Source organism: Rhodococcus sp. NPDC056506 (assembly GCF_042794945.1).
Taxonomy (GTDB): Bacteria; Actinomycetota; Actinomycetes; order Mycobacteriales; family Mycobacteriaceae; genus Rhodococcus_F.
The window spans coordinates 66,070-91,940 of the sequence record NZ_JBHTSW010000023.1 but is presented as its reverse complement, the minus strand read 5'-3'; the positions used below and the strand labels follow the sequence as shown (position 1 = coordinate 91,940).

23 protein-coding genes are annotated in these 25,871 nt (G+C 63.1%); 14 read left to right on the top strand and 9 right to left on the bottom strand.

The annotated features are described in order from the left end of the window. Positions 1–116: 116 nt before the first annotated feature. Positions 117–1,175: a serine/threonine protein phosphatase gene (locus tag ACFQ6H_RS18980; protein WP_378647891.1), complete on the bottom strand. Its 1,059-nt coding sequence runs from the start codon at positions 1,173–1,175 to the stop codon at positions 117–119. Continuing rightward, positions 1,172–1,675 carry a hypothetical protein gene (locus tag ACFQ6H_RS18975; RefSeq protein WP_378647889.1) on the bottom strand — a complete coding sequence of 168 codons (504 nt, stop codon included), beginning with the start codon at positions 1,673–1,675 and terminating at the stop codon, positions 1,172–1,174. Before ACFQ6H_RS18975 ends, ACFQ6H_RS18980 begins: the two co-directional genes overlap by 4 nt. Before the next feature lie 158 nt (positions 1,676–1,833). Here ACFQ6H_RS18975 and ACFQ6H_RS18970 point away from each other — a divergent pair, with 158 nt between their 5' ends. From ACFQ6H_RS18970 to ACFQ6H_RS18960, 3 genes are read left to right on the top strand one after another with little or no spacing between them, the layout of a single operon-like run. Continuing rightward, a complete protein-coding gene (locus ACFQ6H_RS18970) occupies positions 1,834–2,454 on the top strand; it encodes a TetR/AcrR family transcriptional regulator (protein ID WP_378647887.1) in 621 nt (206 codons plus the stop codon). Further along, positions 2,454–4,217 carry a 3-oxosteroid 1-dehydrogenase gene (gene kstD, locus ACFQ6H_RS18965; RefSeq protein ID WP_378647885.1) on the top strand — a complete coding sequence of 588 codons (1,764 nt, stop codon included), beginning with the start codon at positions 2,454–2,456 and terminating at the stop codon, positions 4,215–4,217. The genes ACFQ6H_RS18970 and kstD overlap by 1 nt, the downstream gene beginning before the upstream one ends. Before the next feature lie 15 nt (positions 4,218–4,232). Then, entirely contained in the window at positions 4,233–5,915 is a 1,683-nt protein-coding gene (locus ACFQ6H_RS18960; protein ID WP_378647883.1) for an ATP-binding cassette domain-containing protein, read from the top strand. 17 nt (positions 5,916–5,932) lie between these two features. Here ACFQ6H_RS18960 and ACFQ6H_RS18955 read toward each other — a convergent pair whose 3' ends face one another. Beyond that, positions 5,933–6,580 carry a hypothetical protein gene (locus ACFQ6H_RS18955; RefSeq protein ID WP_378647881.1) on the bottom strand — a complete coding sequence of 216 codons (648 nt, stop codon included), beginning with the start codon at positions 6,578–6,580 and terminating at the stop codon, positions 5,933–5,935. Positions 6,581–7,019: 439 nt separating this feature from the next. On the opposite strand from ACFQ6H_RS18955, the gene ACFQ6H_RS18950 reads away from it, so the two are divergent. Beyond that, complete coding sequence (locus tag ACFQ6H_RS18950; RefSeq protein WP_019748325.1) at positions 7,020–7,574, top strand: transglycosylase family protein; 555 nt, start codon at positions 7,020–7,022, stop codon at positions 7,572–7,574. Here ACFQ6H_RS18950 and ACFQ6H_RS18945 read toward each other — a convergent pair. Next, positions 7,571–8,314 carry a TetR/AcrR family transcriptional regulator gene (locus ACFQ6H_RS18945; protein WP_378647879.1) on the bottom strand — a complete coding sequence of 248 codons (744 nt, stop codon included), beginning with the start codon at positions 8,312–8,314 and terminating at the stop codon, positions 7,571–7,573. The two genes, ACFQ6H_RS18950 and ACFQ6H_RS18945, sit on opposite strands and share 4 nt — an antisense overlap. Positions 8,315–8,511: 197 nt before the next feature. Here ACFQ6H_RS18945 and ACFQ6H_RS18940 point away from each other — a divergent pair, with 197 nt between their 5' ends. The 4 genes from ACFQ6H_RS18940 to ACFQ6H_RS18925 are packed head-to-tail and all read left to right on the top strand — an operon-like array spanning position 8,512 to position 13,536. Beyond that, complete coding sequence (locus tag ACFQ6H_RS18940) at positions 8,512–10,071, top strand: amino acid permease (RefSeq protein ID WP_378647877.1); 1,560 nt, start codon at positions 8,512–8,514, stop codon at positions 10,069–10,071. 2 nt (positions 10,072–10,073) lie between these two features. Continuing rightward, the gene (locus tag ACFQ6H_RS18935; protein ID WP_378647875.1) at positions 10,074–10,907 is read left to right on the top strand and encodes an urea amidolyase associated protein UAAP1; all 834 of its coding nucleotides are present in this window, start codon (positions 10,074–10,076) and stop codon (positions 10,905–10,907) included. Next, positions 10,904–11,557 carry an urea amidolyase associated protein UAAP2 gene (locus ACFQ6H_RS18930; protein WP_378647873.1) on the top strand — a complete coding sequence of 218 codons (654 nt, stop codon included), beginning with the start codon at positions 10,904–10,906 and terminating at the stop codon, positions 11,555–11,557. Before ACFQ6H_RS18935 ends, ACFQ6H_RS18930 begins: the two co-directional genes overlap by 4 nt. Further along, positions 11,554–13,536 (top strand): 5-oxoprolinase/urea amidolyase family protein, encoded by a 1,983-nt coding sequence (locus tag ACFQ6H_RS18925; protein WP_378647871.1) that lies wholly within the window; start codon positions 11,554–11,556, stop codon positions 13,534–13,536. The genes ACFQ6H_RS18930 and ACFQ6H_RS18925 overlap by 4 nt, the downstream gene beginning before the upstream one ends. Before the next feature lie 116 nt (positions 13,537–13,652). On the opposite strand, the gene ACFQ6H_RS18920 is transcribed toward ACFQ6H_RS18925, so the two are convergent. The 4 genes from ACFQ6H_RS18920 to ACFQ6H_RS18905 are packed head-to-tail and all read right to left on the bottom strand — an operon-like array spanning position 13,653 to position 17,220. Further along, positions 13,653–14,435 (bottom strand): Fic/DOC family protein, encoded by a 783-nt coding sequence (locus tag ACFQ6H_RS18920; RefSeq protein WP_378647869.1) that lies wholly within the window; start codon positions 14,433–14,435, stop codon positions 13,653–13,655. Further along, positions 14,432–15,865, bottom strand: a complete 1,434-nt coding sequence (locus ACFQ6H_RS18915) for a putative nucleotidyltransferase substrate binding domain-containing protein (RefSeq protein WP_378647867.1) — start codon at positions 15,863–15,865, stop codon at positions 14,432–14,434. The genes ACFQ6H_RS18920 and ACFQ6H_RS18915 overlap by 4 nt, the downstream gene beginning before the upstream one ends. 50 nt (positions 15,866–15,915) lie before the next feature. Further along, entirely contained in the window at positions 15,916–16,800 is an 885-nt protein-coding gene (locus tag ACFQ6H_RS18910) for a DUF5995 family protein (protein WP_378647895.1), read from the bottom strand. A 54-nt stretch (positions 16,801–16,854) separates the two neighbouring features. After that, on the bottom strand, positions 16,855–17,220 hold the full coding sequence (locus tag ACFQ6H_RS18905) for a RidA family protein (protein ID WP_019748335.1): 366 nt from the start codon (positions 17,218–17,220) through the stop codon (positions 16,855–16,857). Positions 17,221–17,318: 98 nt separating this feature from the next. Between ACFQ6H_RS18905 and ACFQ6H_RS18900 the strand changes: the two genes are divergently transcribed. The 4 genes from ACFQ6H_RS18900 to ACFQ6H_RS18885 are packed head-to-tail and all read left to right on the top strand — an operon-like array spanning position 17,319 to position 23,082. Further along, positions 17,319–18,356 carry an Rv2578c family radical SAM protein gene (locus ACFQ6H_RS18900; RefSeq protein WP_378647865.1) on the top strand — a complete coding sequence of 346 codons (1,038 nt, stop codon included), beginning with the start codon at positions 17,319–17,321 and terminating at the stop codon, positions 18,354–18,356. Positions 18,357–18,411: 55 nt separating this feature from the next. Then, on the top strand, positions 18,412–19,836 hold the full coding sequence (locus ACFQ6H_RS18895; protein WP_378647863.1) for a 3' terminal RNA ribose 2'-O-methyltransferase Hen1: 1,425 nt from the start codon (positions 18,412–18,414) through the stop codon (positions 19,834–19,836). Beyond that, entirely contained in the window at positions 19,833–22,376 is a 2,544-nt protein-coding gene (locus ACFQ6H_RS18890) for a polynucleotide kinase-phosphatase (RefSeq protein WP_378647861.1), read from the top strand. Before ACFQ6H_RS18895 ends, ACFQ6H_RS18890 begins: the two co-directional genes overlap by 4 nt. Before the next feature lie 37 nt (positions 22,377–22,413). Further along, positions 22,414–23,082 carry a class I SAM-dependent methyltransferase gene (locus ACFQ6H_RS18885; RefSeq protein ID WP_378647859.1) on the top strand — a complete coding sequence of 223 codons (669 nt, stop codon included), beginning with the start codon at positions 22,414–22,416 and terminating at the stop codon, positions 23,080–23,082. Here ACFQ6H_RS18885 and ACFQ6H_RS18880 read toward each other — a convergent pair. Then, positions 23,043–24,272, bottom strand: coding sequence for an MFS transporter (locus ACFQ6H_RS18880; RefSeq protein ID WP_378647857.1), 1,230 nt, complete (start codon positions 24,270–24,272; stop codon positions 23,043–23,045). The genes ACFQ6H_RS18885 and ACFQ6H_RS18880 overlap by 40 nt on opposite strands. 70 nt (positions 24,273–24,342) lie before the next feature. Between ACFQ6H_RS18880 and ACFQ6H_RS18875 the strand changes: the two genes are divergently transcribed. Together ACFQ6H_RS18875 and ACFQ6H_RS18870 are read left to right on the top strand one after the other, a co-directional pair. After that, a complete protein-coding gene (locus tag ACFQ6H_RS18875; protein WP_378647855.1) occupies positions 24,343–25,398 on the top strand; it encodes a LacI family DNA-binding transcriptional regulator in 1,056 nt (351 codons plus the stop codon). Further along, a complete protein-coding gene (locus tag ACFQ6H_RS18870; RefSeq protein ID WP_378647853.1) occupies positions 25,365–25,850 on the top strand; it encodes a hypothetical protein in 486 nt (161 codons plus the stop codon). Before ACFQ6H_RS18875 ends, ACFQ6H_RS18870 begins: the two co-directional genes overlap by 34 nt. Positions 25,851–25,871 lie beyond the last annotated feature (21 nt).

Genomic DNA, 25,871 nt, shown 5'->3' with positions numbered 1-25,871 from the left:
CCGTAAACCTTGGTCAATCCCCTCAGTTCAATCATGTGCAGAACTGTGCCCTACCGGCACTGACCAGCGCATCGGTCCGGAGGATGACATGAACCCTGAGATGTGGAGACGGCAGTTCAGGGAAAACCCTGTCCTCGACCGGAAGTCGGAACTGCCGCTATATGAGGGTAGTGCGCGTCGAAGTCGCCGTCGAACAATCGCCAGTAGAAGTCGTTCATCCTCGCAGCGGCGGGCGCGTGCCGTGTCAAGATCGCGGCCACCTCTGGCGCCACATCACCTGGGATATGACCTGTAGCGCACCGGCGTACGTACTGGTTGCGGGCGACTGGTCCGCCGCTTGTCGGCCTCGGTATCCCGCAGACCTCGGTCACCAACCAGTTGACCAGAAGCATGGCGGCGTAGTCGGCGTCGTGAGTGGCGTGGCGCCGGACGAAGTCGTGCTCGGCAGTCGACAGGTCGAAGTGTGGGGATGTGGCCAGTCCGAAGTCGGTGAGATAGATCCGCTCCATGTCGGTGCGCATGTTGCCGAAATGTCCGTCCATGTGGAGCAACTGTCGATCGCGCAAGAACGCCACGATCTCCGAGAACTGTCGCTCGACTTCGGCAGCCTTGCCGGTCGGGTTGTCTTGCAGCCAATCCGATATCGGGTGTGCGATGTACTCGCAGAACAGAACGAGGCTGCATGGTGCAGCGGCGAGCGCCTCGAGGCGTGTCCGCACTGCCGGGCTGCCGCCCTGAGAGGCAAGCACCGCGTCGATGTCCGCGTGTTCGGATGCAACAGGTGAGCGGCCGGGCAGCACCCGCCAGTGGTAAAGCATCGGGAATGACTGTGTTTCGCCGGCCAGAACGGCATCGGTGACGACGACGTTCGCGGCCAACTCTCGCCAAGCGTTGAAGCTTGGGCCTCCAATGCCGTACTGGCAGAACATGGGTAGGTCGAAGAGGTTGGACGTGGAGCCCACGTCGGCGAGTTCGCGTTCGCTCAGTGGAATTCGTTTGGTGAATACCGGAACGCCGTTGAGCCTGTTTTCGCCGACACTGACGAGTCCTGCGGCGCCGCCCACTCCGACACTCGTGACTCGAGCGGTGTCTACCAGTTGGGCCAGTTCGGCATCGTTCTGGGAAGCGAGGAATGCCGATAGTTTTCGGTACCGGTCAGCCCTGACATCTGTCATTCCACGACTGTGCCACAGGTTCGTGCGGCTTCGATTTCGCGAAGCCGCTTGTCGAAGTCTCCGATTCTGGCGGTGTCCTCGTAATAGTCTTCCTGCTCGATGATCTTCCCCCACTTGGTTCGAACGAGAAGCACTGTCCGATTTTGGTAGATGACGGAGCCGTCGGGGCCGAGCGCGCGGTCATTGAAACGCGCGAGCAGAGTCATGCGCCAAAGTGGACCACCGAAATACGCTTCGGTGACTTCGCCTTGAAGCCCGGCGGCGACGAATTCCTGGAGAAACTTCGCGATTTGGTCCCTTCCGGCGTGCACGCCGGCCCACCGATGATCGCCGTCGGCGAATCTCAGTACTGCGTCACGGTTATATGAGCCCAGCAGCGGACGGTAGTTTCCGGAGTTGAGCGCCCGGACGTCGCGCCTGAACTTGAAAAGCAAAGCTTTACGCAGCAGCGATCGCGAGACGATCGCCGTTCCGAGGCCGGCCGCGAACCATCGCTTCATCTTCGAAGCTTGTCGTGGCATCGAATGCCCTGTCAACGATGTGCCAGGGTCTGCTGGTATCTGACAGAGAATTGGATATTGACAGTGACTGTCACAATAGGTGAGACTCGCATTATCGAGAATGGCCGGATCTCGGCCGAGGCGGGAGGACGTTGCTGATGTCACTACGGGAGAGACAGCGGTTGCAGGTGCGAGCAGACATTCAACGTGCGGCATTCGAACTGTTCGCACGTGACGGTTTCGAAGACGTGACCACTGAGCAGATTGCGTCGGCGGCGGGGGTGTCGGCGAGCACGTACTTTCGGCACGTTCGTAACAAGGAGGATTTGCTGTTGGATCCGGTCAGGCAAGGCGGTGCCGGAATCGTGACGCTACTCGAGGAGCGCCCGGCATCCGAGTCGGCTGATCTTGCGATCTCACGGGCAATCCTCGAGCGTTCCAATGCTTTCGAGTCCTCGGAGATCGATCAGTGGCGATCGGCGTTCCGTACCGCGCCGCACCTGATGGATCGAGTCGCGCTGATCGCGCCCGAACATCGTGATCGGCTGGTCGAGTTGGTGGCACAGCGAATGCAACTCGATCCGGAAAACGACAGCCGTCCAGGACTTCTCGTTCATCTGATGTTGGCTGCGGCGGAGTTCGGTTATCGGCAATGGATACGTCACCCCCAAAAGCGCGGGGCATCGCTTCCCGTGTGCGTCGAGGGGGCGCTCGACGCCGTTCGGGGATCCCGGTGGCACACGCAGGACGAAGATGACACGAAAGGCCGTGACCAGTGATGGACGAGAACTCTCAGGGCGCCGTGCCGCCCGTAGTAAATGTGCCCGTAGTGGATGTCGTTGTTGTCGGCTCGGGGGCTGCCGGCATGTCCGCAGCCATCACCGCAGCCCGCAACGGACTCTCGACGGTCCTCGTGGAGAAGTCCGAATACTGGGGCGGTTCGTCGTCCCGGTCCGGGGGCGGCGTGTGGATTCCGGGGAATTCGATACTTCGCCGCGAGGCGCCGGCAGACGATATCGACTCTGCGCGAACATATCTGAAGAGCATTGTCGGCGAGGACGCGGACACCGATCGTATTGATACCTATATCGATCGAGGCCCCGAAGCCCTCGATTTCCTGATCCGACATTCCGCTCTGGAGCTCGAATGGGTGAAGGGTTACTCCGACTACTTTCCCGAGGCGCCCGGCGGACTTGTAAGCGGGCGATCGTGCGAACCGCGCCCGTTCGACGCCCGAGCACTGGGCGACGATCTCGCGACACTTCATCCGCCGTACATGAAGGTTCCGCTCAACATGGTTGTCCAACAATCTGACTACCGGTGGCTGAGCACGGGGATTCGGCATTGGCGCGGGCCGGTGCGAATGCTTCGGGTGGGAATGAGATCCCTGGCCGCGAAGGCCAGGAAGAAGAAGCTGATCGGGCTCGGACCAGCACTCATGGCGGAACTGATGCTCGGAGTTCGGGAAGCCGGAGTGCCGGTGAAACTCGGAACGAAGCTTGTGGATTTGGTTACCGACAGCGGACGTGTGGTGGGTGTGCGACTCGAGTCCGGGGGAGTGCAGACAACGCTGCGCGCGCGATGCGGCGTCATCCTCGCGTGCGGCGGTTTCGACAACAACGACGACATGCGCAGCGAGTATCAGCGTCGACCGAGTAGTGCGCAGTGGACTCTCGGAGCGCCGACCAATACCGGGGACGGTATCCGAGCAGCTCTGGGCGTCGGCGCAGCAATTTCGTACATGGACGACGCGTGGTGGGCGCCGTCGATTCCACTGCCCAAGGGCCCGTGGTTCGCCTTGGCGGAACGCTCGTTGCCGCGCAGTCTGATGGTCAACGCCGGCGGGAATCGGTTCATGAACGAGTCACTTCCCTACGTCGAAGCGGCGCATGCAATGTTCGGCGGCAAACATGGCCGAGGTGAAGGCCCTGCCGAGAACATCCCGGCCTGGCTGATTTTCGATCAGACTTACCGTGACCGTTACCTGTTCGCGGGAGTTCCGGCGCGCGGGTCGATACCTCGGTCGTGGATCGCATCGGGCGCGATTGTGCGAGCCGGATCGATCGCCGAACTCGCTGCCGAGATCGGGGTACCAGGCGATGCGTTGTCGGCGACGATCACGCGATTCAACAGTTATGCGCGCGACGGAGTCGATCGTGACTTCGGCCGGGGGACAAGTAAATACGACCATTACTACGGTGACTGCACCAACAAGCCCAATCCCAGCCTCGGAGAACTCACCAAGGGTCCGTTCTACGCGGCGAAGATGGTTCCGGGCGATCTGGGAACCAAGGGCGGTATCAACACGGACGCTCGTGCGCGGGCGCTGCGCGCGGACGGTTCGGTCATCGACGGGCTCTACGCAGCAGGTAACACCAGCTCACCGGTGATGGGTCATACCTATGCCGGTCCAGGTGCAACTATCGGTCCCGCAATGGTTTTCGGATATCTGGCGGCGCTCGATGCGGTCGGACGATCCCACGACGGTAGTGAGCTCGAGACCGAAGGCAGGAATAATGGTTTGGCAGATCGCCGTGGGTAGGGTTCTCTTGACAGCGTGACCCACCTCAACATCGCCGACGTCGACTACTTTCTCCCTGATGGTCGGCAACTGCTCAGCGGTGTCAGCTTTCGGGTCGGCAACGGTGCCAAGACTGCACTGATCGGCCCGAACGGAACCGGCAAGACGACGCTGCTTCGGATCATTGCCGGAGACGCAGTCGCTGACGAGGGCGCAGTCACCAGATCCGGAACACTGGGTGTGATGCGGCAATTCGTCGGTCAAGTTCGCGACGAGTCCACCGTGCGTGATCTCCTGTTGTCCGTCTCTCCGGCACCGATCCGCGACGCGGCACTGGCGCTCGACACCGCGGAGAACGCGATGATCGAGCGAGACGAAGAGTCAACTCAGATGAAATACTCACATGCGCTTGCCGATTGGGCCGACGTCGGCGGATACGAGACCGAAGACTTCTGGGACAAGGTCACTACCTCGGCTCTCGGTGTTCCCTACGACCGTGCGAAGTGGCGAGCGGCCAACTCGCTCAGTGGCGGCGAGCAGAAGCGGTTGGTTCTCGAAGCGTTGTTTGCCGGGCCCGACGACGCACTTCTTCTGGATGAGCCGGACAACTACCTCGATGTTCCGGGCAAGCGATGGCTGGAAAAGACGATCTCGGAATCGTCGAAAGTGGTTTTGTTCGTCAGCCACGACCGCGAACTGATCGCCAACGCGGCCACCCACATCGTGACGCTCGAGCCCGGAATCAGCGGCGCAACGTCGTGGACGCACGGCGCTGGGCTGGCCAGCTACCACCAGGCCCGCGAGGATCGCAACGCTCGATTCGAAGAACTGCGTCGACGCTGGGACGAGGAGCACGCGAAATTACGTGCCCTGGTTCTGCGACTGCGTGAAAAGGCCAAGTTCAACGACGGCGTCGCTGCGCGGTATCACGCCTCGCAAACCAGGTTGGCGAAGTTCGAGGAGGCAGGGCCACCCGAAGCGATTCCACTTCAGCAGAAGGTGACGGTTCGGCTGGCGGGCGGGCGAACCGCCAAGCGCGCGTTGGTATGTCAAGATCTCGAGCTGACCGGATTGATGAAGCCTTTCGACACCGAGATCTGGTACGGAGACCGCGTTGCCGTGCTGGGCTCCAACGGGTCCGGGAAGTCGCATTTCCTCCGTCTCTTGGCGGGCGGTGGGACCGACCCTGGGACCGAGCATCTTCCCGTCGAGGCGCTCGACATCGCGCCGGTTGAGCATGGCGGAACCGCGACGCTGGGTGCTCGGGTACGTCCCGGATTGTTTGCACAGACACATTCCAGGCCCGATCTGACCGGAAACACGCTGCTCGAGATCCTGCACATGGGCGACGAACACCGCAACGGAATGGGGCGTGAAGCGGCGAGCCGGGCTCTTGATCGTTATGGATTGTCCCAAGCAGCGGAGCAGATGTACGACGACCTGTCCGGCGGTCAGCAGGCACGACTGCAGATTCTGCTCCTCGAGCTTTCCGGCGCCACGATGCTGTTGCTCGATGAGCCGACCGACAACCTCGACCTTCATTCGGCGGATGCGCTCGAGCAGGGGATCGCCCAGTTTGCCGGAACCGTCATCTCGGTCACCCACGATCGTTGGTTCGCACGCGGGTTCGACAGGTTCCTGGTCTTCGGATCGGATGGAAACGTGTACGAGAGTGAGTCGCCGGTCTGGGACGAGGCCAGGGTCGAACGAGCGCGCTGAGATCGAGCAGCCGCTCCCTACCTGGGGAGAGGCGGCAATTCGTCGATCACCGTGCGAAGAAGGCTCAGATCGCTGCGGTGCGGTCGGGTCGGGGGACACTGCGAAAGATCGAGCTGCGCCGGGAAGTGCCACACAACGCGCCCTGGATCTACGCGTTCGACCGCCGAGTACCACTCGGTGAGCGGCTCGGCGAGCGCCGCGTGAAGCTCGAAGTGGCGTCGGCGGCGGCTGGGGTCTCCTTCGCGCTGCAGTAGAAGTTGCTCCGATGCGGGTATCGAGATGACGGTCAGATCCGCGAAACCGAGTTTCAGCTGCGCAAAAGCGCTTTCGACCGCCAGGAGTTCGTGCTCGAATCGCTCCCGAGGCGCCGCGCCCACTGCAGCGAGACACCAGCTGTAGTGCAGTTTCAGCGGGTCGCTGTCGCAGAGCGCGGTACCGGTTCTCGATTCGAGATCTTCCGCTTGCGACCATCGCTTCGAATTGACCGTTGTCCAATAACTTGCCTGAACGTCGAGATCCGTGCCGTCCGGCTCGAACCCCGTGGGCTGATACTCGGCGACGAATTCTTCCGCTGCGGATTCGCCACCGAGTTGGGTTCGACACCAGGTGGTCTTGCCGGCGGCGCTGGGGCCTTCCACTGCGATGATCACCAGTTCATTCTCCATAATGATTGGGGCGGTTGGTTTTTCCCGTTGCCAGGACTCTCTTAACATCCCCAGGGGCCTCGTTGGTGGTTCGACACGGCCGATTCCGGTGCTGTGGGTCACAAGATTACCGTGACGGTTGCCACATAACGGACGGATAACGATCGGTATGGTTGAAGCTCGAATCAACTAGCTGACCTGCGGCTATTGCCCGATTCTTCGCAGATTCTGGTACGGCAGTGCTGGAAAACTGCCCCGTGACCAATCCGTGACCATCGCCTACGGTCGTTGACAGCCCGAAACTACCGGGCAAACACCGACCCGCAACTGCGTGCTTCTGCCCCGCGGGTCCGGTACTCCCGAAACCTTCGCGGGGCAGGAGTGAAACAGGCGAGTCGATCGACGAGACGTGAAAGCGTCCGGGCCGACGTCGTCCGCGGTGGCGGAGAGGATTTACCCAATGACCAGCATCACCTTCAAGCGCGCCCTCGGCGCAGTTGCAACCGCAGGCGCAGTCGTCGCGATCCCGCTCGCCATGAGCACCGGCACCGCGTCGGCAGCCGGCCACGACTGGTCCGGAGTCGCCAACTGCGAGTCCTCCGGCAACTGGGCCGCCAACACCGGCAACGGCTTCTACGGCGGACTGCAGTTCACGCAGAGCACCTGGAACGCATTCGGCGGATCCGGCAACGCTGCCAACGCCAGCCAGTCCGAGCAGATCCGTGTCGCCGAGAACGTTCTCGCAGGCCAGGGCGTCGGCGCATGGCCCGTCTGCGGTCAGTACCTGACCACCGGCACCACCGCAGGCAACTACGAGGCCGCAGCAGCCCCCGTCACCGCTGAGGCTTCCGTCGAGTCGGCTCCGGCAGCAAGCACCGGAAGCGGCAACTACGTGGTCAAGGCAGGCGACACTCTGTCGAAGATCGCTGCTGCACACGGCATCTCGCTCGAGAACCTCGCCAGCCAGGTCCCGAACATCAACCTGATCTTCCCGGGACAGTCCCTCTCGGTCTAGTCTCGTGGCCGCCGGTGCCTGATTGCGTCGAAATTGTCCGGAGCTGATTCAGCTCCGGACAATTTCGGCGTTTCTGCGTTCGAAATGAGCTCCGCCGCTTCCGTGTGGAGAGGAGCAAGATCCTGGCGCCACCCCAGAATGTGCAGCGCCGACCCGGCGATGACGGAGGCGTCGGGGATCGGCGTTCCTTCGAGCGCGTCGGCTCGCGCGCTGATCACACTTTCGACCAGGCGAAACGGAAGCTCGGCCAGAGTCGATGCCGGATCGCCAATCGCGGCGAGCACTGCCTGGGCGAGTGTCCGGTATTGCTCGCGAAGCCGATCGCGATCGGCTCGGAAAGACATGAACCGGTCGCTTCTCAGCTCCGGCAAGAGGTAGAGGACGCCGAGGTTCCACCGTCCGGTGATCAGTTGCGCCGCGTCGATGTACGAAAGTGCGTACAGCTTCATCTCGGGTGAGGCGTCGAGCGGCCTGAGATTCTCTGCGAAGTCGAGCGCCGGAGTCACCGTGTCGGCGAGTAGCGCAACCAGGATGTCGTCTTTCGTGGCGAAATGGTTGTACAGAGACGCCTGACGCATCCCTACTGCTTCGGCGATGTGGCGTGTGGACGTCGCGGCGAAGCCTCGGGTGGTGAACAGTTCAGCGGCTGCATCCAAGATCTCCGCGCGGGCGGTCCCGCCCGGGCGTCGGCGAGCGGTCAGGCGGGGTCGTCCGGGGCCGGCGTTGGTCACGCCTTCCATAGTGGCAGGCTGAGGCCTTACATGCGGGGTGGACGTCCCTGTGAGCATTTGGTCACGTGCTCGAAACGTACTCAACGAGCCTGTTACAGAATCGGGCGAATCGTATACGCGGGCGTCACCTGCGGCGAGTGGATTTCGCGAAAACTATCAATCGACAGTTATTCGCCTCTGAATCGCTTCGCCGAAGGAGTACGCCGTTGAGTGCAACCACCCCGGCTGCGCAGCCCACAACCGCATCCGCGCTCGCATCTTCACCTCACGACGACGGCGACCTCGCGGAGTTCGGCTACGAGCAGCAGCTGCATCGATCGCTGGGAAAATTCGCGTCGTTTGCCGCGGGCTTCTCCTTCGTCTCCATTCTGACCACGATCTTCCAATTGTTCGGTCTCGGTTTCGGTTTCGCGGGACCGGCCTTCTTCTGGACCTGGCCGGTCGTCTTCATCGGACAGTTCATGGTCGCGCTCAACTTCGCGGAACTTGCTGCCAGATATCCGATTTCGGGTGCCATCTACCAGTGGTCGCGGCGAATGGGCGGTGAGATCGTCGGCTGGTTCGCCGGGTGGTTCATGATTCTCGCTCAGATCGTCACCGCGTCGGCTGCCGCCATCGCCTTGCAAGTTGTGCTCCCCAGTGTGTGGACTGGGTTCCAGATCATCGGCGAGGACAGCGCGCTCACCTCCTCGAGCGGCGCTGCAAATGCCGTGCTGCTCGGTTCGGTACTTCTGGTCCTCACCACCTTCATCAACTGCATCGGCGTCAACTGGATGTCGCGTATCAACAATATCGGTGTGACCTGCGAAATCGTCGGTGTCATCGCTGTGGTCGGGATGTTCTTCACCCACGCTCAGCGCGGACCGGACGTCGTCTTCGACACCGGCAGTGCCGGCGGTCAGCCCGGATACGCCTGGGCGTGGATCATGTCCGGACTGATGGCCGCTTACGTCATGGTCGGATTCGGGTCGGCAGGGGAACTGGCCGAGGAGACCCGCAATCCCCGACGCGTTGCACCCCGCACGATCCGTCTTGCACTCTCTGCGTCCGCACTCGGTGGCGGCTTGATGATCCTCGGCGCGTTGATGGCGGCGCCTTCGCTCACCGACGGTCGCCTGGCCACGGAAGGTTTGCCGTACGTACTGACGTCTATCCTGGGTTCGCCGTGGGGCACAGTGCTGCTGGTCGACGTCGCGATCGCAGTGTTCGTATGCACCTTGGCAATTCAGACCGCAGCATCGCGGCTCATGTTCTCCATGGCGCGCGACGGGCGTCTGCCGGCCTCGCCGATCCTGGCAAAGGTGAACCCCCGCACCGGAACACCTATCGCACCGTCCATCCTCATCGGCCTGATCTGCATTGCCGTTCTGGCCGTCAACGTGGGCAACTCGGCAATTTTCGCGACCCTGTCCAGCGTGTGCATCATCTTGATCTACTTGGCCTACCTCATGGTGACTGTGCCGCTGTTGGTTCAGCGGCTCAAGGGATGGCCGCGCACCGCTGCCGGCCCCAAGTTCGATGCCGAAGGTGAAAAGCTGTTCTCCCTCGGTATCTGGGGAGTGCCTGTCAATATCGCGGCGGTGGTGTACGGCGCACTGATGGTGATCAACCTGTCCTGGCCGCGGGCCGAGATCTTCAATCCCACCGGCGAATATCCCGTCCTGCAGTGGGCTGCCCCCATCACGATTGCGCTGGTCGTCGGGCTTGGCGTCGCCTGCTTCCCGCGCGGCCGCGCCACGCCGAATCCCGTCACGATCGGAGCCTGACCATGACTACCCAGACCACCGCCGGAGCCCGCGAGCACGCCCGGTCCCAAGCCGGAACGATCACCGATTCCATGCCCGTCTTGCCGGCAACCCGCTGGCCGAACCCACCCGAGGACGTCGCCTCGGAGCGTCTGACCTGGGCTGAAACGGTGCCAGGTGGGCGATACACGACGAAGGTTCTCGCCCGTGGAACGCGATTGCGACTTCGCGACGTCGTTGGCAGCGCCTGCGCCAATGTCTTGCTCTACCGCGCCGACGCTCCCTGGGAGCGGCTCAACGTCGCCGATACCGTCAAGGTGCCGTGGCAGGCGTATCTCGGCGTCGGGCACCCATTGCTCTCCGATCAGGGGCGAGTACTCGCGACCGTCGTCGCAGACACCTCGGGTCACCACGACGCGTTCTGTGGAACGACATCGCGCGCCACCAACGAGGCGAAATACGGTCAGGGTTCGTTGCACAGTGCCTCACCCGCCGGACGCGAACTTTTCACCGTGGCTGCCGCGAAGAACGGACTCGGGCCCCAGGACATAGCGCCTCCGTTGTCGTTCTTCCACGGTGTGCGCGTCGAGGCCGACGGCGCTCTCACCAGCACCGGATCCGCCGGAGCAGGTGCAACGGTTGACCTTCTGATCCACCTGCCCGTCATCGTGATGATCGCCAACACCGCGCACCCACTCGACCCGGCGTCGGAGTTTCCCACCACGTCCCTCGAAGTGCTCGCGTGGAATGCGGCCGACGAACTCAACAGCCTCGTCGTTCGCGGGCCGGAATATCAACGCGCAGTGCTCAATACCGAAGACGCCTGGACAGCTTCGAACCTGGAGGAGATCGCATGACCACCACCTTGGATGTCCCCGCCCTCGTTCCCGGAACGGTGATCCTCGACGAGATCGCTGACGCGTTCGGGCCGTGGTCAGCGCTCGTTCGTGCCGGTGACGTCCTGACCATCGTCGATCTGCACGGAAATCAAGCCGTCGACACACTCGTCTACGCCGGTGACGATCACAGCGTTCGGTACTCGGCAGCAGCGACTGTCGCCGCCCAGCGGAATCTGTTTCTGACCACAGGCTCCGTGCTCCGCAGTGACGACGGAACTCCGCTCATGACACTTGTTGCGGACGAGGTCGGAAACCACGACACGGTCGGCGGCGCGTGCTCTCAGGAATCGAACACGTTGCGATACGGCCACCACACCAAGCATCAGCACGCGTGCGTCGAGAACTTCCTCGTAGAGGGCGCCAAATGGGGGCTCGGTAAACGGGACCTGGTGTCCAACATCAACTTCTTCATGAACGTCCCGGTCGACCCCGACGGCACGCTCGGCATCGTCGACGGACTGTCGGCGCCGGGAAAGCGGCTCGCGTTGCGTGCCGAACGCGACGCGCTTGCCCTCGTGTCCAACTGCCCGCAGATCAACAACCCGTGCAACGGCTTCGATCCGACGGCCGTCCGCATGATCGTCACACGGCCGGGAGCAGACGAATGAACGCAAAGCTGACCATCGTGCGTCCCGGAATTTTGACGACGGTTCAGGACTATCCCGGACGGGTTGGATATTGGCAGATCGGAGTCCCTCCATCGGGCCCGATGGACGACCTGTCGTTTCGGTTGGGAAACACCGCACTCGGAAATCCTGAAGGCGCTCCGGGAATCGAATGCGCAATGGCCGGACCTGCGATGACCTTTGACGAAGACACCACGGTGTGCGTCACAGGAGCCCCGGTGTCGGTGACCGTCGACGGCATCGCACACGGTCAGTGGCGACCGGTTTTCGTCCCCGCTGGAGCGGTGCTCGACGTCGGAACGGTCAGCGGTCCGGGACTGCGCATCTACGTACTCGTACAGGGCGGAATCGAGACCGACGACTATCTCGGCAGCGCCTCGACCTTCACCCTGGGTAGGTTCGGTGGACACGAAGGCCGGACCCTGCGTGCAGGAGACGTTCTCAAACTCGGACAGGCGACCGGCGCAGCGGGAGCTGTTCCCGCCGAGCATGTTCCGGCGATACACACGTGCTGGGAACTCGCGGTGACCGAGGGCCCGCACGGGGCGCCGGAGTTCTTCACCCGCTCCGACATCGACACTCTGTACGCGACCGAGTACGAGGTCCACTTCAACTCCGACCGCACCGGAGTCCGGTTGGTCGGGCCGAAACCCGACTGGGCCCGAACCACCGGAGGCGAAGCGGGCCTTCACCCGTCGAACATTCACGACAACGCGTACTCGATCGGTGCACTCGACTTCACCGGCGACACACCCATCCTCCTCGGACCCGACGGACCGAGCCTCGGCGGCTTCGTCTGCCCGATCACGGTCGTTTCCGCCGATCGATGGAAGCTCGGACAGTTGGCTCCCGGCAACAAGATTCGCTTCGTACCGGTTCGTGCCGAACGGGCGGCCTCGCGCCGTGACCTGGGAGTATCGCGTCGAGCCTCCAGTTCGATTGTGCATTCCACCGGCGGTGACGGCGACGACGGCGTCATCGCCCGCCGCGACGGCGACACCCCGGTGACGTATCGCCGCTCGGGTGACGACAACGTGTTGGTCGAATACGGCGACATGAATCTCGATCTGGCCCTGCGTGCGCGTGCACACGCGCTGCATCAGCGACTCGAACTCGAGAAACCGGCCGGACTACTCGATCTCACACCGGGAATCCGCAGTCTGCAGGTCCGCGTCGACCCGGATGTCCTACCCGTCCACACACTGATGGGAATGCTCGCCGAGGCAGAGGACACCTTGCCCGCAGCCAACGAACTTGTTGTGCCCAGTCGCACTGTGCGGATGCCACTTTCGTGGGACGACCCGGCAACGCGCGAAGCGATCCAGCGGTACATGCACGGCGTTCGCGCCGATGCGCCGTGGTGCCCGTGGAATATCGAGTTCATCCGCCGGATGAACGGTCTCGAATCCGTGAACGACGTGTTCGACACCGTCTTCGGTGCCGAGTACATGGTGCTCGGCCTCGGCGACGTCTACCTCGGAGCGCCGGTCGCGACACCGCTCGATCCGCGTCATCGCCTGGTCACGACCAAGTACAACCCCGCCCGCACGTGGACCCCGGAAAACGCCGTCGGGATCGGGGGGGCTTACCTCTGCATCTACGGCATGGAAGGCCCAGGTGGGTACCAGTTCGTCGGACGCACGACGCAGGTGTGGAATCACCGCCACCCCGCGAAGTCGGGCCCGTTCGAGGAAGGCACTCCCTGGCTACTGCGATTCTTCGACCGGATCTCCTGGTATCCCGTCGAGCCGGAAGAGTTGATGGATCTGCGTGCGGACACCGCCGCCGGCCGCGTCGGGGGAGTCGAGATCGAGGACGGAAGTTTCTCCCTGGCCGAGCATCAGGAGTTCCTCGCGTCGAATTCGCGCTCCATCGAGGAGTTCCGCGCGATGCAGTCCGTCGCGTTCGGGGCCGAGCGTCAGCGCTGGTCGGATGCGGGGGAGTTCTCGCTACCCGGTTGATGGTCGAGTGAGCACCCTTTTCTCCGAGTGAGCACCGCTTCCAGAGTGTCGGAGGCGGTGCTCACCCAGTAGTAAAGGTGTTCAGTCCCCACGCGAACTAGCGGCAGGTGATCGCATCAGCGAGACAGCGCGCGATTGAACAGATCGATGAACGGGCGCGGCGACGGCGTTCCGGTGGGCCGGAAAGGTGCAGAATCCCTCGACGCCGATACCCATTCGGTTCTGCTCACCGGCGACAAGTCGAGCTGATACCGGGTGTCGGCGGCGAGTCGATGCAGGAAGAGGGTTCCGGTTCGGCCGTTTCCTTCCCGAAACGGGTGGGCATGATTGAGCGTCGAGTACACCGACGCGAGCGCGAACGACGTAGCGCCGCGATCGAGCGTGGCCCAGTCGACGGCGGCGATGATCTCTTCCACCTCGGACAGGTAGTTCCGGATCGCGGAAACCGGAGCGAAGGTGGCCGCGCCCTTCTTGATGTCGACGGTTCTGATGTGGCCGGCCCACTGGTACAGGTCTTGGAAAACATGCTGGTGAAGGAGGAGAAGTTCGACAGTGTCGCCTGTGTGCGGTACCAGTTCGTCTCCGAGATGTGCCTCGCCCAGACGCAGTGCGGTCGCCGCAAATTCCAGCGACTGCAGTGCCGCGGGATCTCGTACGTCGAAGTTGTTCTTGAGTACCGATGTACCGCGATAGACGTACGGCGCTGATCGTCGCCAGCGGATCCGCGGGGGAATCGTTGACGAGAGGCCGACGGCCCGCGCCAGCTCCTGCTCGAAATACTCACGCCGAGAAAGCATCCCGATCAGGACGGCTTCGAGTTCCGCGATCTGCTCATCGTTCGGATCCCAGCCTTCGAGTCGCTCCGCGGCCAGAACCTGTTCGAGCGCAGTGCGATTCACGGGTCGATGTCGGGTAGCGCCGACGCGGACGCGGCGTACTCGAGGCGTCGCTGCACACCTGCGACCTCGCGCACCGCGTTGCTCAGCAAGCTGCGTGAGAGTGGTGTGAGTTCGGAAATCACGACCTCGTCGGTTGGCGGCCTACCCGCGGAGAACTGATCGGTCTGGTGGCGGACGCGAATCTGCTGCAAGACTTCGAAAGACTCGATCAGCACCTGGGCGTCGTCGTCGAGTAGAAAACCGCTCCCCGCTGCAGCCTTGAGTCGTTCGAGTGTCGAACTCGTGCGGGCGCCCACGGAAATCCCCGCCCATCGAGCGATGTTCACGATCGGTTGGACTGCGCTAGCTTTGAGGTCGACGGTTCCGGTCCGACGCGTCACCACGTCTTTGAACGAATGAAGTTTGGCCTTGTCGCCGACTGCTTCGCGAAGCAGTAGCCGCATCACGGCCGGGTGCAGTCGCAGTTGATCCAACGCCGCAGGACGAGGATCCAGCGATGGATCGCCCGCGACGACGCGCGCATCCGCCAGCATTGACAACATGACCAGCGCTTGGTCCTGATACGGATTGGAGACCCATTTCCGCAGCGCAGTGCGCCATTGTGGGAGCGTTCGAGCAAACCTGGCCTGGGTGGCGACGGCGTTCTTGGTGTCGCGTGGGAACCCGCAGAGGTCGAGGATGTCGTGGATGCGCTTCGCGGCGTCGGCACCCTCGTGATGGGATTCGCCGCCCCACACCAGGGCGCTGTCGATATCCGAAGAGGGGAGCGCCTCACGCCGAGCGACGCTGCCGAGCGACAGCCACGCGAAATCCGGTCGTTCGTCGCCGCCTACCACCAACTCGATGGCTCGCCTTACTGTGACGTCGATCAGGACGGCAAGGGTGGCACCGATGTCGAGCGGTGAGACTCGCGACGCCACCAACTCCGTCACCAGAACCGGTACGGCACGGGCCGTTTCGATGAGGTGCGCGTCGTCTTGCGCCGTGGCGAGTGCTGCTCGCAGTTCGAAACCTTGATTGGTCGCCGAAGTCAGGAGGTCACTGAGTTCGAGCACGCCCATCAACGTGCCTGCCTCGGTCACGACCGGGAGGTGGCGCAATCCGTACTCGAGCATGTCGGTGACCGCGTCGGCGCCCAGTCGATCAGGGGCGACTGTCACCGCAGACGGCGTCATCACCGTCGAAACCGGCTGACTGCTGTCGACGCCACCGACTACCACGCGAGCTCGCAAGTCACCCTCGGTGAAGATTCCGAAACCGGTTGTAGCCGTAGGGATCACAACAGCACGGCGGCCCGCGTCGGTCATCAACTTCGCGGCCTCACGGATGGTGGCCTGTTCGCTGCAGACAATTGCGGGTCCGCGCAACAGGTCTCGTACCCGGCGCATGGCGGGACCCTGCATGCCTTGCCCCGCCGAGTGCCCCGTCATGGGGTCATTGTCTCAGGTGTGTCCGTTTCAGGTCGGCAGAGGGTGAGAAGTCACAGACCGCCGAGCCGTGCGAGTACGTCGAGAGCCGAATCCGTGGTGCGCCAGAGTGCGTCGATCTCCTGCTCGGCGCCAGGACGGGTCTGCGGATTCTGGAGGGCGAACCCGTTGGCCAGTGTGATGGTGTTGTATCCGCTGTCGGCTGCGCGGAGCAGCAGTTCCGAGGGCTGCGAGTTTCCGGCCAACCGGTCGAGTCCTTCGCCGACGAAGTAGAACCGCCAGAGCGGCCCGAGGTCAGCGTCGTACTCGGCCTTGGTGAGGGTCACGATCGAACCACCCTTGACGGCAATGGAATCGACGATCTTGTAGAAATCGGGAACATCCTCCGCAGTGGTTCCGGATGTGGCGACGGCATGAGCGAGGTCGACGGTGAGATGCGCGTTGTATCCGGCCATGGCGACCCGCGCGGGACTGGCGTCGCACTGACGCGTCAGAGTGAAATAGTTGCTCCACGCCGGATCGATGGGGGTACCCGTGAATTCCGCGTGGACGTTCACCAGGTACCTGCGTAGCAATTCATAGCTGACCGAATGGGCCCAGTCGTCATTGTCGAAAGCTGCGGGATCTCGCTGCAGGGGCATTACCGCCTCGTGCTCGACAGCGTCGAGGCCGATGGAGAACAGGCCTCGCCAATCGTGGTGTGAGACGAGGATCGACGTGATCTGCCGATGACGTTCGACAGCCGTCTCGAGGCGAGGTAGCCCGCTGCCGTTCTGCGTCGTGACGTCGCTGAGTTCGGCAATCCGATCCACCTCGGCATTGCTCAGCGGGCTGCCGCAAGCCGTCGAAAAACTCTCGCCCGGTTCTGCAAGTGCAGAGCCGGGCGAGAGGAAAGTGACGGTGATGCCGAGCGCGAGCGTCAACGGATACAGCCGCATCGGTTTCATTGGCTCAGACTAGGCGCCCACTGTCACAAACGTCCGGATTGACGATCAGCTGAGGACCGCGTCGGCCTCGATCTCGATGAGCAGAGCGGGGTCGATCAGCGAGCTGACCTCGAGGATGGTCGTGGCGGGACGAATCTCGCCGAACACTTCACCGTGGGCGAGAGCGGCCTGCTCCCACTGCGTCATGTCGCGAAGGTACATGCGAGTGCGGATGACGTCGTCGAGCGAGGCACCGGCCTCGGCAAGTGCTGCCTTGATCGTTTCGAGCGCTGCGCGTGTCTGATCGGTGAGGGTCTCACCAGGAGCGGTGGTGCCGGAGACTGCGATCTGGTTGCCGATGCGCACGGCGCGGGAGTAACCGATCTTGGGTTCCCATTCGGAACCGGACGAAATATTGATTCTGTTCGACATGCACCGAATTCTGCCAACAAACTCCCGGCCGTGGTGAGGCACGGTCGGGTATTTGCTCCATCTTGACATACCTTAGAACAAGTGTTCGACTTGTGGCCATGAGGTGGTCGGGTCAGGCATTGGATGCAGATGACGGAGCGCTACCCGGACTCGAACGGGCCGGGTTGGTTCGCTCCGTGCAGACTCCGGAGTTCGAGGGAATCACGTTTCACGAGGTGCTCTGCAAGAGCGCGCTCAACAAGATGCCCGAAGAGTCGACGTTGCCGTTCAGCTTCACCGTCAACGCTTTTCGTGGCTGCTCACACGCATGCCGATATTGTTTCGCGAGACCGAGCCACGAGTATCTCGACCTCGACGCCGGCGCGGATTTCGACTCCCAGGTGGTCGTGAAGACGAACATCGCCGCGGTCCTCCGCAAGGAGTTGGCGCGAAAGTCCTGGAAACGGGAGGCGGTGGCACTGGGCACCAACACCGATCCCTATCAGCGAGCCGAGGGGCGATACCGCTTGATGCCCGGCATCATTCGCGCGCTGACCGAATCGGGAACTCCCTTCTCGATCCTGACGAAGGGAACTCTGCTTCGGCGGGATCTGCCACTGTTGAAGATGGCGTCGGAGCAGGTCGACGTCGGAATCGGAGTGTCGTTGGCGATCAACGACGCCGCACTTCAGAAGCAGATCGAACCTGGCACACCGTCGCCGCGTGCGCGCCTCGAGATGATCCGCGCCATCACCGACGCGGGATTCGCGTGCAATGTGATGGTGGCGCCGGTCATTCCGTTCCTCACCGATTCCGCCAGTCACCTCGACGGTCTGTTCGAGGCACTGTCAGAGGCGGGTGCGACCAGTGTGACGGTCTTCCCGATGCACCTGCGCGGCAGTACTCGGGGCTGGTTCATGAACTGGCTTGCTCAGGAACACCCGGCACTCGTCCGCCGCTACCGCGAGCTGTACGGGCGGGGCGCGTATGTCACCCCCGAATACAAGCGTTGGCTCGCAAGCCGCGTCGAGCCACTGGTCGAGCGGCATGGGTTGGGTGGTCGTTCGGAGCATCGAGACGTCAATGCATCTGGCAAGCAATCGCGCGAAGCGCCACGTGAACTGGTAGGTGCGGGAGCAGCTCTTACCTTGTTCTGACTGCTGCGCGGTTCTGACTGCTGCGGGGCGCGTAAATCGGAGGCGCTCCGGACGTATGCCGGGCTACATTCGCCTGGTGCTACTGAAACTGACGACCACCCCGACCTCGCAGACTCCTGATGCGACTGCGTTGAGCTACCTGCTGCACAAACATCCCGACCGAGTGCAAGCTTTCGACTTGGCGATCGGCACCGCCACGGTTCTGTACCCGGAAGCCTTGGCCGAAAAGACAACTGTGGCAGTGATTGTGGACGTCGACCCCATCGAACTTGTGCAGAGCAGGTATCGACGCGGCAAGAGTGGCGACAACTTTTCGCTGGGGGAGTACGTCAACGACCGACCGTACGCGGCGTCGTCGATCCTCTCGGTTGCTTTGTCGAAGCTGTTCCGTACCGCGTTGGCAGGAACGTGCAAGGCGCATCCGGAACTCGTCGAGGCAGAACTCGCGTTGACGGTCTCGATTCCGGTGGTTCCGTGCGGCGGCGATGCCGGCTTGCCGCGTCGTCTGTTCGGGCCGCTGGGGTGGGACGTGACAGCCACTCCGGTGCAGCTTGATCCGCACCTGCCGAATTGGGGAGACTCCGACTTCGTGTCGCTGACACTGACCGGGGAACACACCGTGCAGAGCGCCCTTCGGCACCTCTATGTGCTGTTGCCGGTACTCGACGACGTGAAGCACTACTGGGTGGGATCGGACGAGGCGGACAAGTTGATCCGCGTCGCCGGGGAGTGGTTGGCTTCGCATCCGGATTCCGCGCTGATCATGTCCCGCTACCTGGCGCGTCGACGTGACCTGGTCGAATCGGTAGTCGACCGATTGATTCCCGAACAAGCGGAGGTGCAGATCGAACTGCCGCGCCCGGATCCGCCGCTGGCACGGCTTCGTGTCGAAGCGGTTCTGGCGACGCTACAGCGACTGAATGCTCGAACAATCGTCGACATCGGTTGTGGCGAAGGGAAACTGATCGAGATGCTGATGCCCCACGCGCAATTCGACAAACTTGTCGGCGTCGATGTGAGCGCGCGTGAACTGACGCGTGCGCAGCGGAGATTGAAGTTCACCGAAATGTCCGACGTCCAACGTGAACGTGTGTCTTTGATGCAGTCGTCCGCGACTTACCGCGACGCACGGTTGAAAGGCTTTGACGCAGCCGTGCTGATGGAGGTGGTCGAGCATGTCGACGCGGCGCGCCTGCCGGCTTTGGTCAGATCGGTCTTCGTGGACGCAGCGCCGCAATATGTGCTGCTGACCACCCCGAATGCCGACTACAACGTGCTGTATCCGGCGTTGGCAGAGGGAGAGTTCAGGCACCCGGATCACCGGTTCGAGTTCTCCCGAACTCAATTCGACGACTGGGCAACCGGAACAGCCCGAGCCCATGGCTATTCCGTGGAGTTCGAATTTGTCGGAACAATCGATCCGGTCCTCGGCGGGCCGACGCAATTGGCGATCTTCACGAAGGAGGCACGAACGTCATGACGGTGTACGAAATTCCAGACCTCGCTCTTGTTGTACTCATCGGCGTCAGTGGCTCGGGGAAGTCGACCTTTGCCGCACGTCACTTCGGTGAGTACGAAACTCTTTCGAGTGACACCTTCAGAGGATGGGTCAGTGACGATCCGAATTCGCAGGAATCGACGTCCGACGCTTTCGAAGTGCTGGAGTTCGTCGCGGCCAAGCGTCTGCGACGCGGACGTCTGACGGTGATCGACGCGACCAATGTCCAGCCCGCCGCGCGCAAGCGGCTCGTTTCGTTGGCTCGCGATCACGACGTACTACCGGTTGCAGTTGTGCTCGACGTCCCGGAATCGGTCTGTGCTGCACGCAACGACGCTCGCGCCGATCGGACGTTCGGGCGCGATGTCGTTCGCCGCCAGCACCAGCAGTTGACTCGTTCGCTTCGCGGGTTGGGCAAGGAAGGTTTCCGTTCGGTTCACATCCTCAGAGGTGAGGACGCGGTTTCCGAAGCCGAGTTCTCGCGTCACCCGCTCCGCAGCGATCTGCGTGTCGAGCGTGGCCCGTTCGATGTCATCGGCGACATCCACGGATGTCGCAGTGAACTCGAGACGCTGCTCGCGAAACTCGGCTACACCGTCGACTACGGGTCCGATGGCGGCGCTGTCGATGCCGTGCCGCCGGAAGGGCGAATTGCCGTCTTCCTCGGAGACTACGTCGATCGGGGACCGGATTCGGTCGGTGTGCTGCGTCTGGTCATGGGAATGGTCGCGGCGGGACATGCGATAGCGGTTCCGGGTAACCACGAGAACAAACTCGTCAAAGCGCTGCGGGGCAAGAAGGTCACGGCGAGTCACGGTCTGGCCGAGACGCTCGAGCAGCTCGCCACCGAGACGGCGGAGTTCCGCGACAGCGTCGTCGACTTCTGTGACGGGTTGGTGGCGCACCTCGTCCTGGACGACGGCAAACTCGTCGTCGCGCACGCCGGTCTCAAGGAGGACTACCACAACAGGGCATCCGGCCGAGTGCGGAGCTTTGCGCTCTACGGTGAAACAACCGGTGAGACGGACGAATTCGGCTTGCCGGTTCGATACCCGTGGGCGCAGGACTACCGAGGATCTGCGATGGTCCTCTACGGCCACACTCCGGTCCACGAGGTGGAATGGATCAACAACACGGCATGCCTTGACACCGGCTGTGTGTTCGGTGGATCTCTGACCGCACTTCGATACCCGGAGCGCGAGATCGTGTCGGTTCCGGCAGAGCAGGTTTGGTACGAACCGATCGTGCCGCTGGCTCCGCCGACTCGCGATCCAGACGTGCTCGATCTTGCCGACGTCCTCGAAACGACCGGCGTCGACACTGAACTCCGCGGTCGGGTGTCCGTGCGCACCGACAACGCCGCCGGCGCCTTGGAAGTGATGAGCCGCTTCGCGGTCGCGCCGCAATGGCTGCGGTACCTACCGCCGACCATGGCGCCGTGCGCGAGCGCCCAGTCAGACGACTATCTGGAACACCCGTCGACCGCGTTCGACGCATACCGGGCTGCCGGAATCGGAAAAGTCATCTGCGAAGAGAAGCACATGGGTTCGCGGGCAGTGGCGCTCGTGTGCCGTGATCGATCGGTTGCTCAGTCCCGCTTCGACGCACCGGATGCGCTCACCGGCATGGTGCACACCCGCACCGGCCGCCAGTTCTTCGACGACGAGCTGACTCAGAAGTTGGTCGACGACATCGCCGCCGCAGTCACATCCTCTGGGTTGTGGGAAGAGTTGGACACCGACTGGCTGCTCCTCGACTGCGAACTGTTGCCATGGAACGTCAAAGCAGAAGGTCTGCTGCGCTCGCAGTACGCGTCGGTTGCGGCGGCGGGGCGAACTGACCTCGCCGCCCGCGAGGCAGTGTTGGCGCAGGCCGGTTCGCGGGGTCTGGACGTGGCGGAAATGTTCGAGCAGACATCGGTCCGGGCCGGGAGTATCGAGCGCTTCGGTGAGGCGTACCGGCGGTACGTGTGGCCGACGAACGGGCTGGACGGAGTCACCATCGCTCCGTTTCAGGTGTTGGCGACCGAGGGCCGGTCGTACGGGGAACGGGATCACGAATGGCACCTCGCAATTGCGGACCGCCTGGCCGAGGCAAAGCCGAATCGATTTACCACCACACGTCGACTGGTGGTCGATCTCGGCTCCGAGGACTCGGTGTCCGAAGCGAAAAAGTGGTGGGAGTCGCTCACCGGTGAGGGCGGTGAGGGGATGGTCGTCAAACCGCTGGCGAATCAGATTCACGGACCTCGCGGGTACAACGCGAAGGTTCAGCCGGGGATCAAGGTTCGCGGTCGTGAGTACCTGCGATTGATCTACGGCGCCGACTACCTCGAACCGTCGACACTTGCTCGGCTCCGCAATCGCAACCTCGGGCACAAGCAGTCGATGGCGCTGCGCGAGTACGCGCTCGGCATGGAGGCGGTGACTCGGCTGGTCGACCGCGAACCGTTGTGGCGCGCACACCAGGCGGTGTTCGCGGTGTTGGCTCTCGAATCGGAGCCGGTCGACCCGCGATTGTGACGGCTGGCTCCGGAGGCGGGGATTGATACCGTCGGGTATGGGTGTGATTGCTCGCTTGGACGGTTTCAACCGGCGCCATCCGTGGAGTCACAACGATCACTACGGACGGTGGGTTCTGCGCAATCTGGGCGGAACCAGGTCCGGTCGCGCCCTGGACGTGGGGTGCGGGACGGGCAATCTGATCGACCTCCTGCGTACGCGGTTCGACGTGGTGGTCGGCGTCGAACCCGACCCCACGACCTCGGCCGCCGTGCTCGCCAGGTTTGCGGACGACGAGAACGTGATCATCGAAGCGCTGCGGTTCGACGACTTCGCGTCCGAGGTGAGGTACGACGCGATCACCGTCGTCGCGGCGCTGCACCATCTTCCACTCGAAGAATCGATGACACGCCTGAGCGGCCTGCTCGAACCGGGCGGTCGGCTCGTCGTAGTCGGGTGTTATCGATCGACGACCATGACCGACGGACTCCTGTCGGCGTTGGCGGCCGTCTGCAATCCCGTCGTCGGCGTGCGCGAGCATCGACAGGTTGCGGTGGAGCCGCTGAAGTCGATGACCGCTCCTACCGCGGAAGCTGGTGAGTCGATGGCTGACGTCCGGCGCGCCGCCGCCCTGCATCTGCCAGGTAGCCGGATCAAGCGGCGACTGTTCTGGCGCTACACCCTGATCTACGACGCGAGGCTGGCTGCCGCGTCGGTGGGGGAGTGACTGGACCGCTGCGGTTCGCGGGGAAATGCGCGTCGGCCGAACCCGACTATCACCAACGAACCGATCATCAAAGCGACCCCGATTCCCGCCAGATGCGAGATCCCACCACCGTCGACGACAGCGGCGCCGAGCAATGCGCCGGTCGCAATCGCGATCTGGAACACGACCACGTAAACGGCGGAGGCACGGTCGGTCCCAATCGGGACGGCGCGCAGAACCGAGGACTGTAGGCAGATCGGAACGGTGGTGAACGCCGCGCCCCACAAGATCGTGGCGACAACTGCGAACGCTCCCATCGACGGCGCCAAGAGCCAGAAGATGGCCAGCGCGCCTGCCACCGTCGCGATCGAGATGAGCGTGAAGAGGCGCGGTCGGCGGTCGTAGTACTTGCCGGCTACCCACACCCCGACTGCGCCGGCGGCGCCGTACACCAGAAGCATCGCGGTACGGATCCCCCCGGACGAGCCAAGGCTCTGCTCCACCAGAAGCGTGAAGAACGTGTACGACGCGAACTGCCCCAGCGCAGCAAACAGCGTCGCCGCACAAATGACGGCGAGTGCCCGTCTCATCTCCGGTGTCGGCTTCGGCTTGTCTCGCTTGCTCCGATGGAGTTGATCGACCGGCATTTCCGGCAACGCACGATGCAGCGAGAAAGTTATGATCACTGCCACCACACCGATTGCCGCCGACGCGGTCCGCCAACCCCAGGACTGGCCGATCGCCGAAGACAGGGGACCTCCGAGAACAAAAGCGAGAGACGTGCCGGCGTACACCATCGCGATGGCCTTGCCCTGCTGTCCGCGCGGAACCAGAGTCGCTGCGACCGGCGCAACCACTGCCCAGAACACGCCGTGCGTCGCAGCGCAGAGCAACCGCCCGATCACCAGCATCGGATAGTTGACGGCCAACGCAGCGACCAGTTGCGACACCGCGAGGGTGGCCACGGTCAAAACGACAACGCGTCGGCGCGGCCAGGATTTGACTGCAGAGATCAACGGAAGCGTCAGGGCCGCGACACCGTATGCGTAGAAGGTCAGCAGAAGGCCGACACGCCCTTCGGTGACGTCGAGATCTGACGATATTTCGCTGAGGAGTCCGATGGGGAGCATTTCAGCCGTCACGTAGGCGAAGGCTGCCCCGGCCAGTGTCATCAGCCGTAGCGTGGTTGCCTTCGGCAGTCGAGCGGTCATGGTGTGTAACGATACATGTATCGATACACACCTGCGCAATGGATATTCTGCACTCGCTATGCTGATGCGCATGGCCACACGTGCACAGCGTTCGAGTCGACCGACGATGGCCGACGTCGCCAAGGCCGCAGGCGTGTCGGTGATGTCGGTGTCGTACTCCTTCGCGCAACCCGAGCGCGTGTCGGAATCAACGCGGGCCAAGGTGTTCGCGGCGGCGGAAGAGCTCGCGTACTCGGGCCCCAACCGCGCGGCGCAGTCGTTGCGGAGTGGCAAGTTCAACAACATCGCGGTCGTCTTCAGCGAGAAGCTGACGTACGCCTTCGAAGACGCAGTAGCCCGGCGATTCCTGTCGGGCGTCGCCGACGCCTGCCTGGACGCGAATGCCGGATTGATGATGCTGCCGAACTCGGGGAAACCCGGAGACGTCGACAGAGTTCGCGACGCAGCGGTAGACGGTTTTGTCGTCTGGACGACAGTATTCGACGACCCGATCCTCGACGCGATTGTCGGCACCGGAAAACCCGCGTGCATTCAAGGCGGGCCGGCGCACGAGGGTGTGGATCTCGTCGGGATGGACGATGTTGCCGGCGCGACCGCTATTGCGGCGGTCGGGTTGTCGGGGGCGCAGCGGCCCGCGGTGATCAGCCTTCCGTGGGATCGTGAGCGTCGCTCCGAGATCCGGATGGATGTGGATCCGGGTGAGGCGTTCTTCCCGGTTTCCCGCCATCGGCTCGAAGGCTACGAGCGCGCAGTTCGAGACGCCGGGCTCGACTGGTCGTCGGTACGAGTTGGAGTTGTCACCGTCAACGAGCGGAGCGAGGGAGCGCGAATGGCTCGCTTACTCCTAGACGTTCCGGCGAGCCGAAGGCCCGATGTAGTCCTGGCGATGAGTGACGAACTCGCTCTGGGGGTGCTGGACGCGATCCGTGAACTCGGCCTAGCGTTGCCAGACGACGTCGCGGTCGTCGGGTGGGACGACACCGCAGCGGCGTCGGACGCCGGGCTGACTACGGTTCGCCAGTCCCTGTTCGATCAAGGACGTAACGCAGCTCGCGTGGTTCTCGGGCTCGACGATGCGGTGGAGCCGGTCGAGTGGTCGGTGCGTCGGCGAACTTCGACGCGATGATCACCCCGGTCATCGTCGACGGTCTGCGTTTTCGGTGGTTTGTTCCTCCAGAATTGGGGGAGACCGTCCGTTGGGGGCTCTCGTGGAATGCCGACAACCCGCGCCGGTGGGCGGTTGCCGAAGTCGCGGGTGCATTGCACCTACTTGCCGGAACTCCTCGTGACGACCCAAACGCGCGTCAGGCGTGGATAGATTTCGGCGCAGATGCCGCCACGACCGGAGTAGTTCGGCGCCTACGGCTCATGTCGATCGAGTCCGACATGCTGCCGGACCCGAAGATTCCGCACGGCGCAGATTGGGGTTGGGCTACGACGCAGTTCGTGCCGGGCTCCGAGCGCTTCTACGAGTTGGCGCGTGCACCTCGTGCGTTGCGCTCGTATCAGTTGACCGATCGTGACTGGGGGCCGCGGCGCGAGGAGTTCTTGCTGGTCGACCTCGAGACGGCGGCTTGATCGCTGGACCTGACACCGTTT